The organism is Micromonospora sp. I033 (assembly GCF_053890995.1).
This window is the reverse complement of sequence record NZ_JBSSLX010000059.1, coordinates 15,389-29,554: the sequence shown is the minus strand read 5'-3', so window position 1 is coordinate 29,554 and position 14,166 is coordinate 15,389. Positions and strand designations below refer to the sequence as shown.

Below are 14,166 nucleotides of genomic sequence, written 5' to 3'. Positions count from 1 at the left end.
CCGTGCCGGCCGTGCCCCCGCCCGCCCCGGTGGAGCGCCTGCTCGACCGGCTCGCCGAGGTCTGCGAGGCCCGCCACGACCGGGTGCTGGTCCGCCGGGTCGAGGCCGACCCGCCGCACCTCTACGTCACCTACCGGGCCGACGGGGTGGTCCGGCAGCAGCGGGTCGGCGCGTACGTGGGCACGCCGTCCCCGGCCGACGTCGACCACTTCGCCCGGCGGGTGCACGCCACCGACCCGGACATCCCCTCCGAGCTGGTCTACGACGGCGACCGGGTGCCGCGCGGGCTGGCCGAGGCGGCGCAGCGGCGCGGCGTGCGGGTGCTGCACCTGACCGAGTTCCAGGGCCTGCTCGACCTGCGGGAGTACGTGGCCGCGCAGACCGCCCGGCTGCAGGCCGACCGGCTCTACCCGCCCGGCCAGTACGTGCCGCAGCGCTACCGGCACCTGGTCGGCGCCGACCAGCGGGTCCGTGAGGACGTGGTCGACGAGCTGCTGGAGCTGATCTCCGCGCCGGACGGCCGGTTCGTGCTGGTGCTCGGCGACTTCGGCCGGGGCAAGACCTTCGCGCTGCGCGAGGTGGCCCGCCGGCTGCCCACCGCCGCCCCCGACCTGATCCCGATCCTGGTGGAACTGCGCGCGCTGGACAAGGCGCACTCGGTCGACGGCCTTGTGGCCGCGCACCTGGCCAACCACGGCGAGCAGGTCATCGACCTCAAGGCGTTCCGCTACATGCTCCGGCAGGGCCGGATCGTGCTGCTCTTCGACGGCTTCGACGAGCTGGTGGCCCGGGTGACCTACGACCGGGCCGCCGACCACCTGGAGACGCTGCTCCAGGCGGCCGAGGGCCACGCGAAGATCGTGGTGAGCAGCCGCACCCAGCACTTCAAGACCAACTCGCAGGTGCTGACCGCCCTGGGCGAGCGGGTGGGCCTGCTGCCGCACCGCCGGGTGCTGGCCATCGAGGACTTCACCCCCGGCCAGATCGAGACCTTCCTGCGCAACCGCTACGGCGGGGACGAGCGGGCCGCCCGCGAGCGGCTGGACCTGCTGGCCGGGGTGAAGGACCTGCTCGGCCTCTCCCGCAACCCGCGGATGCTCGGCTTCATCGCCAACCTCGACGAGGGGCGGCTGGCCGCGGTGGCCGGGGCCGGCGGCACGTTCAGCGCGGCGGCGCTATACCGGGAGATCCTGGAGTCCTGGCTGGACTTCGAGGAGCGGCGCACCCAGGGGATCCCGGGCGCGCCGGTGAGCCTGCGCCGGCCCGAGCTGTGGCACGCGGTGAGCCGGCTGGCGTTCCAGCTCTGGGAGAGCGGCGAGTCCTACCTGCGGCTGGCCGAGCTGGCCGAGGCCGCCGGCCAGCTCGCCGGCCTGGCCGACTCCCGGCTGTCCGGGCCGCAGGCGATCCACGCGGTCGGGGCCGGCAGCCTGCTGGTCCGCACCGACGACGGGCTGTTCGGGTTCATCCACACCTCGGTGATGGAGTGGCTGGTCGCCGAGGGGATCGCCGCACAGCTCAACCGTGGCGAGGAGCCAGCCGCGCTGGCGGTGCGCCCGCTGTCCGCGCTGACCGTGGAGTTCCTCGGCGACCTCGCCGACCCGGCGCGCTGCACCGCCTGGACCGCCCGGGTGCTGGGTGACGAGGCGGCGGGGGAGACGGTCCGGGCCAACGCGCTGCGGCTCAGCGCCCGGCTGCGACTGCCCGACCGGGCCGACCTGCGCGGCGCGGTGCTGCGGGGCGAGGACCTCTCGCACCGGGAACTCGCCGGGGCGGACCTGACCGGCGCCGACCTCACCGACACCCGCCTGGTGTCGACCAACCTCACCGAGGCGCGGCTGGAGCACGCCCGGCTGCGCGGCGCCCGCCTGGACCAGGCCCGCCTCGCCGGGGCGGACCTGCGCGACGCGGAGCTGGCCGGCGCCCGGTTGTTCCGCGCCGACCTGCGCGGCGCCCGGATCACCGGCAGCAGGTGGCACCGGACGGCGCTGATCGACGTGAGCGCCGACGCGGCGCTGCTGCGCGCGCCGGAGCTGCGCGGCGCCGTGGTCGCCCCGGGTCGTCCGGTCGCGCCGGGTCTGGCGCCGCCCGCGGTGGGTGTCGCGTACGGCTTCGAGGTGGGCCGGCTGCCGGTGCCGGTGGCGTACAGCCCGGACGGGGCGGTGCTCGCGGTGGGCAGCGACGACGGTGGTGTGCTCATCTGCGACACCGCGGCCGGGCTGCCGGTGCGGACCCTCCAGGGCCACCGCGGCCGCGTCTACGCGGTCCGTTTCGACGCCGCCTCGCACCAGCTGGTGACCGGGGCGGCGGATCTCACCGTCCGGCTCTGGGACGCCGACCACGGCGACGTGCGGCACGTCATCGAGGACGTCTTCGCGGGCTGGGTGTGGCCGCTGCTCACCGACGGCGAGCGGGGCCGGCTGGTGGTGGGCGACGCGGCCGGCGTGGTCCGGCTCTACGACACCCGCACCGCCCGGCTGCGCCACGAGTGGCCCGGCCACGCCGCGCCGATCTGGGGCACCTCGTTCAGCCCGGACGGCCGCCGGGTCGTGGTGGTGGACAGCGCCGGCGTGGTCCGGGGCTGGGACATCCCCTCCGGCCGGCTCGCCTTCGAGGTGCGCGAGCCGGAGGTGGTCTACCGGGTGGTGCACAGCCCGGACGGCCGGCTGCTGGCCGCGGTCGGCCAGCACGGCCGGGTCTGGATCCGCCGGGCCACCGACGGTGAGCTGCTGCGCCAGCCGCGCGGCCACGAGGCCGACGTGTACGCCCTCGACGTCCACCCCGACGGCACGCTGATGGCGACCGGCGACACCCACGGCGCGTTGCGGCTCTGGGAGATGGAGACCGGCCGCCCGGTCCGGGTGCTCGGCCGGCAGCGCGGTGCCATCTACAGCGTCCGGTTCAACCGCGACGGCAGTCTGCTCGCCACCGCCGCCAGCGACGGCGCGATCCAGCTCTGGGACAGCGCCGACGGCCAACTGCGGCACGAGCTGACCCGGCACCGCGGCTCGGTCTGGCCGGTGGTCTGGCGGCCCGACCAGGCGCAGGTGGCGACCAGCAGCAACGACGGCACCACCCGGCTGTGGGACGTGCGCAGCGGGCAGCTCCAGCACACCCTGCGCGGGCACGGCCGGCGGGTCACCGCGCTGTCGTTCCGGGACGACGGCGAGGTCCTCGCGGCCTGCGGCAACGACGGCGTGGTGCGGCTCTGGGAGCCGCGCACCGGGCGGCTGGTCCGGCAGCTCGCCAGCCCGGCCGACCGGCTGCTCTCGGCCGTCTTCTGCCCGGGGGAGTCGCTGGTCGCGGCGCCGAGCGGCGACGGCGGTGTGCACCTGTGGAACACCGAGACCGGCGTGGACGAGCGGGAGCTCAACGTGGACACCGACCACGTCTGGGCGACCGCGTTCAGCCCCGACGGCGACGCCCTCGCCACCGCCAACGACGACGACACCGTGCGGCTGTGGTACAGGCGCACCGGCCGGCACTTCGCCACCCTCACCCCGCACCGGGGCCGGGTGCGCGCCATGGTGTTCAGCCCGGACGGCGAGACCATCGCCACCGGCTGCGACGACCAGCTCGTCCGGCTCTGGGACGCGGCCACCGCGACCTGCCGGCTCACCCTCGAACACCACACCGACCGGGTGTACGCGGTGTCCTTCAACACCGACGGGACGCTGCTGGCCAGCGCCAGCAACGACGGTGTCGCCGTGGTGTGGGACGCGCTCACCGGGGAGCGGCGCACGGTGCTCACCGAGCACACCGGCCGGCTCTGGTCGTGCGCGTTCAGCCCCAACGGCAACCTGCTCGCCACCGCCGGCGACGACCTCGTCATCCGGCTCTGGGACCCGGGCACCGGCCGGCTGCACGGCACCCTGGCGGCACACACCCGGCGGGTCTGGTCGGTGGCGTTCAGCCCCGACAGCAGCCTGCTGGCCAGCGCCGGCGACGACGGCACCGTGCGGCTGTGGGACGTCGCGGACCCGGAGCACGCCCAGCTGCGGACCACCCTCATCGGCCTGCCCGACGGCTGGGCGGCGGTGAGCCCGGACGGCCGGTACAAGCTGGACGGTGACTCGGGCGGCCAGTTCTGGCACGTCATCGGCACCTGCCGGTTCGAGGTGGGGGAGCTGGACCCGTACCTGACCCAGGTGCGGCGGCTGGCGGTGGACGCCCCGTTCTGACCCCGGGCGAACCACGCGCGGGCGCCCCGGCCGCGCGGAGCGCCTTCCATCAGCGTCGGCACCGGCCGTTTCGTTACACGCCTCGCCGGGTTGCGTCCGTGCCGGTGTGCCGATCTGGCTGACCGCTCAGTCCGATCAGGACGCCCGGCGTAGTGACGTCGACCGATCGGTCTGACGCTCTGTCACCATCTCGACACAGAAGTTGTGGGTCTCCTCGGCGATCGATGTGCTGGCGCGGGACCAGCGCCGTCGGTGGTGGGCGTCGAGGAAGAGGTGGCTCATGGTGGCTCTACGGCGGCTGCTCGCCGGACTGACCGCGGCGGTGGTGACCGCCGCGCTCGCCCTGGTGTGGACGGCGGCGCCGGCCCACGCGGACGAGGCGTGGGAAAGCGCGCTCAAGACCCTGATGTCGAAGACCGCCACCTGGGCCGAGGGCGGCCTGTCCCGGGTCGGCCAACTCGGCCAGCCGTTGCCGCTGCTCGGCGTCAGCCCGGGCGCCCTGGTGGACACCGACAAGCTCGCCCGGAAGGCGTCCGACGCCCTGGCCGACGGCCTGACCAGGGACGACGTGGACCTCGGCGGCGGCACCCGGTTGACCAGCACCGTCACCGCCAGCGGCGGCGACCACCTGCTCGACGTGCTGGTCACCACGAAGCGGCAGGTCACCGCGAAGGACCTGGCGGTCGGCGGGGTGACGGTCGCCAAGGCGGTCGACGTCACCGGCTGGGCGACCCTGCACCTGCGGGCCCGGCACACCGCCGCGGGGGAGACCTACCTGGTCCGCGACGGGGACACCCCGCGCCTCGACATCGACGCCGCGGCGACGCTCCGCGCCGACCTGGACCAGGCCACCGCCTCGGTCGGCATCCTCGGCGTCACGCTCACCGCCGGCAGCACCCTCACCGCCCGCACCCACGTCAAGGCCACCGTCACCGACCCGAACGGCGACGGCCGGCTCGCCTTCGACACCGGCGCCGGAGCCGGGACCGGTGAGCTGGGCGCGGCCGGCTCGCTCGCCGGGCTCGTCCAGGTCGCCCTGGACAACTCCGGCGGCGGCCGGATCTCCGACACCGAGACGGAGCCGGGCCCCGGCTCCGTGCACGGCCAGGTCAACCTCGGCGCGGCCACCGTCGGCGCCCCCTTCGACCTGCCCGCCGTCGCCGCCACCGTGAAGGTCGACTGGAACGACATCAGCGTCGGCAGCCCGACCGTCACCACCACCGGTCTCGACGAGACCATCGCCAAGTTCCGCAACATGAGCCCGCTCGACCTGGCCTCCGGGTTGGCCCAGCTCGCCACCCTGCTCAGCGGGGTGCAGCAGAGCGGGCCGGCCGGCAACCTGAGCCTGCCCTTCCTGCGCGGCACCTTCGCCGACGCCGTGAAGGTCAACGAGAAGCTCGCCGGCTTCCTCAAGAAGTACGTGCACCCCAAGCCGGACGACCCGGAGTTCAACCCCGCCACCGACGACCCGGCCAAGGCCGGCCAGCCGAAGTTCAGCTCCATCCAGGAACTGGTCAAGCTGCTCGCCGCCGAGGGGCTGCCGGTCGACAACCTCTCCTTCGCCGGCGAGAAGCTGGTCTTCCGGGTGAAGCTGGAGCGGGAGTCCACCGTGGCCGTGCCGCTGGACCCGGGCGCCGCCTCGGTCTCCGGCCGTGGTGCCACCTTCACGGCCAAGGGCTTCAGCGTCGGCGAGAACCGGTTCGTCGCGGGTGAGCTGGTCGGTCAGCGGGTGGTCGCCGGCACCTCGGCCGGCACCATCGCCGCGAACACCGCCACCACGGTGACCCTGGCGGAGAACTGGATCGGTGGCCAGCCGGGCCCCGACAGCGTCTGGGTGATCAGCGGCTCCAGCCCCAACATCGGCGCGGTCGAACTGGCCGGCACCCTCACCAAGCCGGCCGGCGGGGACAAGAAGGTCGGCCTCCGGGCGGCCAACGCCCAGGCCACCTTCGCCACCGTGAAGCCCCGCTACAGCGCCGCCGTCACGCTCGTGCTCGACCTGCGCGACGACCTCGGCAGCCCGACGGCCAACGCGGACCGGGTGCTGCTGCGCACCGACCCGGCCACGCCGCTGTTCGCGGCGGACTTCCCGATCGCCACCGGCGTCGACTTCTTCGCCACCGCCGGCTTCCTCAAGGTCAAGCTCGGCGGCGACCTCGCCGTCGGGCCGGCCACCGCCGGGCAGCGGATGCTCCAGGTCAGCTTCAAGCAGGCGCAGGACATCAGCCTCGGCGAGCTGTTCCGCCGGTTGCAGACCGAGCCCGGCAACCTGCTCGCCGTCTCCTCCTCGGTGAAGACCACCGGCAAGGTCACCGTGAGCGTCCCGGGTGCCACCGGGGCCCTCGGCACGGGCGTCGGCGTGGACGTGAGCTGGAAGGCCGGCGAGCAGCCGGTGGTGGACACCAGCAGCCTCGACGGCCTCTTCGCCGTCGACTTCAACCCGGACGACCCGAAGGCCCTCTTCGCCGTCGTGGTGGAGGCACTGCGGCTGGTCAACGCCGCGCTCACCCAGCCCGGCGGCGGCAGCGGGCCGCTGAACACCGAGATCCCGCTGCTCGGCCGCTCGGCCCGGGAACTGCTCGGCGCCGACGAGAGTGGCGTCGGCAAGGGCGTCACCTTCACCGCCGACGGTGTCAACTTCCTGCTCAAGGACGGCAACCGCAGCGGCGACGCCGCCTTCGACCCGCGGCTGGCCGGGCGGACCGTGGTGATCGGCAGCAAGGCGTACCGGGTGCTGGACCGGGTGGACGGCCAGACCCTGCGGGTCGAGGCGGCCGGCACGCCGAAGCCCGCCGACGGCACCGCGTACGCGCTGCGGCCCGAGCTGGCCGACGCGCTGGACAAGCTGCTCGCCGCGCCTCCGGACACCCTCCAGGACGCCCTCGACCAGCTCAACAACGCCATCGGCGCGGACAGCGGGATCCAGTTCACCCTCGACGAGCGGGCCGGCGGCCCGTACCTGCGGATCGGGCTGGACTGGAAGCGCAACGTCCGCACCGCCGGGCCGCTCGCCTTCGCCTGGGACGGCGCCCGCGAGCTGGTCAGCCTGGACAGCTCCGGCACCTTCGCCCTCGACGTGGACGCCCAGGCCAAGCTCGGCCTGCTGCTGCCGCTGAAGCTGAACGCGGCGCCCCTGCTCGACAAGACGTCCTCGGCCAAGGTCACCGTCAAGGGCGGGGTGAACGACGCGGCGCTGGCCGCCCGGGTCGGCCCGCTCGCCCTCGACCTCGGCAAGGACCCCGACTTCGCCACCGTGAAGGCGGACCTCAGCGTGGGCCTCGGCGGGCTCGCCGCGGACGGGCCGGTCACCGACCTGCTCGGCCTGACGCCGACGTTCACCACGGCCGGCGTGGACTGCGGTGGCGGGGTCGGCGGCGCGACCACCCCGGTCTGCGCCCGCGCGCCGTTGTTCGTCAACAACTGCGAACCCGCCGACGCCACCAACGTGCTCACCTTCACCATGGGTCTGGACCTGACGCCGCACGCCCAGACCCCGGACCTCACCTCCTGCTTCGCCAACCTGTCGCTGAAGCTGACCGACTTCAACGTGGGCATCGACGGCTACCTGGCCAAGGTGGAGGAGGCGCTGCGGCTGGCCAGCTTCGACGGCAAGCTGCCCCTGGTCGGCGACGACCTGCAACAGGGGCAGCGCTTCGTGGCCCAGTTGCGCGAGGACGTCAAGGAGGCCATCGGGCCGGTGCTGGCGAACGCCACGCTGGACAGCGCCGGTGTGCAGAGCGCCCTCAACGACGTGCTGGCCGACCTCGACCCGGGCGTGAGCGCGGTGGTCGGCTGCCGCAGCGGGGTGGCCACCCCCTGCCAGCCGGAGGACTTCCAGTCCATCCGGATCAAGCTGACCGCCTCGCGCGGCGCGCCCTCGGCCGCGGACGGCTGCAAGGACGCGAGCGACAGCGACAAGTGCCTCGGCGTCAACGTGCCGCTCGACCTGGGCATCCCCGGCCTGTCGCTGAAGGCCAAGAAGGGCGCCCCCGACGGCATCCAGGCCAAGCTGGGCTGGAAGCTGCACCTGGACCTGGTCCTCGACCGGGACGAGGGCTTCTACGTCCCCACCCACGACGGGGACACCGCGCCCGAGGTGCAGATCGGCGCCGCCTTCGACATGACCGGCGACCTGGCCGCCCAGCTCGCGTTCATCCAGGTGAACGCCACCAAGCAGGGCACCGCGCCGCTGGTGCGGGCGTACTTCGGGGTCGACCTGAAGGGCTCGGCGGGCGAGAAGAGCTGCTTCGACCCGGCGGTCGCGGCGGACTGCGCCGCCGACGCGGACGCCAAGCTCACCCTCGCCGAGTTCGCCGACCTCGGCTCGCTGCTGGCCACCGACCTGACCGCCCAGGTGAACATCGACTGGAAGCTGGCGGCGGCCGTCAACACCGGCGACGAGGTCGGCTCCGCGCTGCCGGGCATCAGCGCCCGCTTCGGGCTCAAGTGGGGCCTGGAGCACAAGCAGGGCGGGCTGATCGCCACCGGCGGCGGGGTCACCACCCCGCTCCAGGTGACGTTCACCGACATCGCGCTGGACGCCGGCGCCTTCTTCAGCAAGATCCTCAAGCCGGTGGTGGAGAAGCTCAAGGCCGTCACCGGCCCGCTCCAGCCGGTCATCGACACCCTGTACGCGCCGATCCCGGTGCTGTCCGACCTGTCCAGGGCCACCGGCGGGCCGGACATCACCCTGGTCTGGCTCGCCAAGACGTTCAGCACCCTGACCGGCGGGCCGAAGCTCGACTTCGTCGACACCGTACGTGCGGTGATCACCTTCGTGAACCGGATACCGGACTGCGACGCCGGCTGCTCGATCCCGCTCGGCCAGTTCCTGGTCGACCCGGCCCGGGCACTCACCACCGAGGCCTCCCCGGCGTCGGCGGAGAGCCTGATCAAGCGGGACGACCCGTTCACGCAGGCGAAGTCCGCCGCGCAGGTGAAGTCCGCCGTGGACACCGCCGCCGGCGACGACGGGGAGAAGCTCTTCGCCGCGGGCAGCGACGGGAAGTCCAACGCCCAGAAGACCGGCTTCAGCTTCCCCGTCTTCGACAACCCGGGCTCGCTGTTCGGGCTGCTCATGGGGCAGGACGTCGAGCTGGTCAGCTTCGACTCCGGTCCGCTGTCGCTCGGGTTCAGCTGGCGGCAGTCCTTCGGCCCGGTGTACGCCCCGCCGCCGGTGCTGGTCACCCTCTCCGGCAGCGCCTCGGTGACCGCCCGGTTCATCGCCGGCCTGGACACCGCGGGCATCCGGCACGCCGTGGAGGCCGCCACCGACGGCACCGACCTCGACGCGGTCAGCCTGCTCGACGGCCTCTACTTCAAGACCAGCGACAGCAGCGGCAAGCCGGTCCCGGTGGTCACCCTGCGCGGTGAGATCGCCGCGGGGGCCGAGGTCAGCGTGCTCATCGTCAAGGCGGGCATCGAGGGCGGCATCCGGCTCACCGTCGGGTTCAGTTGGAACGACCCGAACAACGACGGGAAGTTCCGCACCAGCGAGTTCCTCCAGGCGCTGCTGGTGAACCCGGTCTGCCTCTTCACCACCAGCGGGCAGCTCTCGGTCTTCCTCAAGGTCTACATCACCATCGACCTGTTCCTGTTCTCCAAGACCTTCGACTTCACCCTGGTCGACGCCACCCTGCTGGACTTCCGCGCGCAACCCGACTGCAAACCCAAGCCACCCGAGCTGGGCGGCACGACCGGGGACACCCTGGTGGTCTTCGCCGGCAAGTTCGGCAAGCAGGAGCAGCGCGGGGACAAGGCGTGGGACAACGGCGCCGGCACCTACGCCGGTGACGTCGTGAAGGTGTACGCGCTGCACTACGCCGACGCGGGCACCGAGGGCGCCACCGACGACTTCGACGGCTTCGCGGTCGAGGCGCTCGGGCGCAAGCAGGAGTTCCTCGACCCGAACCTGGCCCGGGTGGTCGTCGACGGGCGCGGCTACCAGGTCGCCGACGCGGACAAGGTCTCCCTGTCGGTGCTGCTGCTCGGCGACGGCGACACCAGCGGCGACGGCACGAAGACCTCCGCGTTCGACAAGGCGGCCGTGGTGCTCGGCTCCGACGGCCGGGACCAGATCCGCACCGGCACCGGTCCGGCGTGGGTGGACGGGCGTGGCGGCGACGACGTGATCGTCACCGCCGAGGCGGCCGGCCAGGTCAGCCGGGTGGCCGGCGGCGCCGGGCAGGACAGCGTCACCACCGGCGACGGCAACGACGTGGTGGCCGGCGACAGCGGCCTCGGCGCCGTGGACCGGGCCGGCGCCACCACCGTACACACCTCGGTCGGGGACAAGAGCCTGACCGGCCTGGTCGACTGGACCAAGCTGACGGACCCGACCGAGGCGACCACCGGGGCGGCCGACCACGTCACCGTCGGGCACGGCGCCAGCACGGTCTACGGCAACGGCGGCGACGACGTGCTCGGCGTGGTCCTCGACGACCGGCCGAACGGGAAGAACCTCCTGGTCGGCGGCCCCGGCGAGGACATCGTCAACGGCGGCAAGGGCGACGACACCATCCACACCGCCGGGAGCACCGTCCCGGCCGACCCGGACGCGGCCGGCAGCGGCGACGCCGGGCTGACCAACAAGGTCGACACCGGCTCCGGCCAGGACACCGTGCACGGCAGCGCCGGCGCCGACCTGGTCGTGTCCCACTCGGCCAACGGGCAGACCGGTCACCTGTACGGCTACGGCGGCGACGACGTGCTGGTCGGCGGCCACGGCACCGACGAGCTGTTCGGTGGCCCCGACGAGGACTACGTGATCGCCGAGCCGTCCAGCGTCGGCGACCCGGACGGCACCGACGGCTACGGCCCGGCCCGCCAGGTCGTCCACCAGCCCCTGCCGGCCGGCACCCAGTCGCAGACCAAGCTGCTCGTCGGCGGCCTGGGCAGCGACCACGTGGTCGGCGGGGACGGCGGAGCCATCGTCTTCGGCGACAGGCGACTGACCGCCGAGACCTGCGCCGACGCCACCCTCGCCGGCGACCAGCCCGCCCCCGCCGACCAGGGCGCGGCGGACCTCATCCTCGGCGGCGCCGGGGTCGAGGTGGTCACCGCCGGCAGCGGGAACGACCGCGCCGACCTCGGCGGCGGCGACGACCGCGCCTGCGGCCAGCTCGGCGACGACACCCTGCACCTGGGCGGCGGCGCCGACCGGGCCTGGGGCGGTCCGGGCGTCGACCAGCTGCACGGCGACGACGGGGTCGACCTGCTCTTCGGCAACACCGGCGACGACGGCCTGTACGGCGGCACCGGCGTGGACACGGCCGAGGGCAACGAGGGTGGCGACCAGGTCCTGGGCGGCCCGGACGACGACGTGCTCTACGGCGGCGGACGGGTGGCCGGCGTGGCCGACGGCCGGGACTTCGTCTACGGCGAGGACGGCGTGGACCGGATCGTCGGGGACAACGGCACCCCGCGGATCGGCGACGTCGGACCGTACCCGCTGGACCTGGCCGGGGACGTGCCGGCCGCCGGCGCCGGGGACGTGATCTCCGGTGGCCCGGAGGGCGACATCGCCTACGGCGGGCTCGGTGACGACCGGGTCGACGGCGACGGCGGTGACGACCAGCTCGAGGGCAACAACGGCGCCGACCTGGTCCACGGCGGCCTCGGCAAGGACGAGATCGTCGGCGGCTCCGCCCAGGAACCGCTCGCCGGCAACGGTCGCCCGGACACCGGGGACCAGCTGTTCGGCGACGGCGATCCCGACCTGATCGCGGGCGACAACGCCCGGTTCACGCCGGCCACCGCCGACGCGACCCGGGTCACCCAGGGCCGGACCGGCCCGGCGCGCAAGGTCACCCTGCTCGACCTCGGGTTCGCCCCGCTGGCCGGCACCAGCGGCGGTGACCTGATCTCGGGTGGCGACGCCGACGACGTCATCTTCGGGCAGGGCGGCCCGGACCGGGTGCACGCCGACGCGGGCGCGGACTTCGCCGAGGGCGGCCCCGCCGCCGACTGGGTCGAGGGGAACGCCGGCGACGACGACCTGGTCGGTGGGTCCAGCGCCGCGTACGACGGGACCGGGGCGACCACGACGGGCCAGCCGGACACGGCGGACGCCGTCTTCGGCGGACCCGGCTCGGACGCGGTCATCGGGGACAACGGCGCGGTGCTCCGCCCGCTCCCCGGTGAGCAGCCCACGGCCGTGACGGTCCGGCTCGGGGCGGACGGCAACCCGTTCGGCCCGCGGATCGTGGTGCTGCTGGACCGGGCGGCGGCCACCGCCAACCGGTTCGGCGCGGACCGGATCAGCGGCGGCGACGGCGTCGACACCCTCTGGGGTCAGGACGGCGACGACGCGCTGACCGGCGACGGCGACGGCGACTACCTGGAGGGCAACGGCGGCGCGGACGCGCTGCGCGGCGACACCGCCCTCGGCGCGGCGGGCCGGACCACGGTCGCCCCGCTGCCGGACCCGGGCTGGCCGGGCGACCCGGCGGCCCCGGCCGACCTGGTCGGCGCCGGCGCGCCGGCCGGGCAGGACGACCTGATCGGCGGCAGCGCGGCCGCCGGGTTCCGGGACACCGGGGACGTGGTCGAGGGCAACGGCGCCGACGACGTGGTCCTCGGCGACAACGGGTCGCTCCTGCGGACCGTGACCACGGTGAACGGGAAGCAGGCCGAGCGGGTCTACACCGAGCGCTACCCGACCGGCGCGGTGCCGGCCGACGCCACGGTGGCCCGCACCCACGACCCGGCGCTGCCCGGCCCGTCCACCCGGTTCTGCACCACGGCCCAGGCCACCTGCGAGCCGGCCGGCGCCTACGGCAACGACCAGCTCTACGGTGACGCCGGCAACGACGGGGCGTGGGGCCAGGACGGCGACGACCAGATCCGGGGCGGCGCCGGCGACGACGACCTCTTCGGTGAGCTGGGCGCGGACAGCCTCTACGGCGAGGACGGCCGGGACGCCATCCTCGGCGACCGGGGCGGCGTGGTGAACCAGTTCCTCAACGCCGACGACGTGGCGGCGCTGGGCTTCACCGCGACGCTGTCCTCGGTCCCGCAGGAGACGTTCACCGGGTTCCGGGCCGGCGGCTACGACCGCCGCGTGGACCTGCTGCACGACACCGACGGGGACGCCTGGATCGGCAGCGCCACCTCGGCGGCCATGCCGCACGCCGGGTTGACCGCCGGGGCGGGGGACCTCATCCGGGGCGGTGCCGGCGCGGACAACATCCACGGCGGCTTCGGCGACGACGTGGCCAACGGCGACAGCGGCGGCGACGAGGTGTTCGGCGGCGAGGGCTCGGACGTGCTCTGGGGCGGCAAGGGCTGCGACCCGGTGCTCGACGCGGCCAACCCGCAGTGCCTGGTCAACGGCGTGTTCAGCGCCGCCGCCCGGGGCGACCAGGACCAGTACGTCGACCACCTGTTCGGCGGCGCCGGGGCCACCAGCGGCCCGGCGGTCACCGCGGTGCTCGGCTCCGACCTGCTGGACTTCCGGCCGCGTGGCTCCTACCCGGACAACTGCGCGGCGGGGGCCTGGCCGGTGGACCTGGCGGCCGGCACGATCGACCCGTGCCGCTGGTTCGAGGCGACCAACCTGGACAACGACGTCCTCGCCGACAACCAGCACCACCACGGCACCGACTGGATCTACGGCGGCTGGGACCGGGACGTGCTCCAGGGCGACGTGACCCAGAACGGCCCGAACAACGGTGACCGGCTGTTCGACTGGAACGGCGCCTACAACCTGTTCACCCACTGCAACGCGGCGTACGGCGGGTTCAACGACGTCCGCCAGCACAGCCCGGCCATGCAGGACTTCCTGACCCGGCTGGCCTGGGCGAACGGCGCCGGTCGCAGCGCGAGCGACGTGACCACGGCGGGCACCTCGGCCTTCCTGGAACTGTCCTACGTGTATCCGCGGGACAACCCCGACCAGGGCGCCGGGGCGGCGTTCCCCAGCACCCCGGGGCACTTCGACACACCGTCCTGCACCGACTGATCAGAAGGGGTCGGGGCCCGGCTCTCC

General features: G+C 74.2%; 2 protein-coding genes. Both read left to right on the top strand.

Annotated features, from left to right (window positions below; genetic code table 11):
* On the top strand, positions 1 to 4,178 hold a 4,178-nt coding region (locus tag ACW0Q9_RS12955; RefSeq protein WP_456180944.1), incomplete at its 5' end, for a WD40 domain-containing protein.
* Positions 4,179 to 4,458: 280 nt separating this feature from the next.
* Entirely contained in the window at positions 4,459 to 14,139 is a 9,681-nt protein-coding gene (locus ACW0Q9_RS12950) for a hypothetical protein (protein WP_456180942.1), read from the top strand.
* Positions 14,140 to 14,166 lie beyond the last annotated feature (27 nt).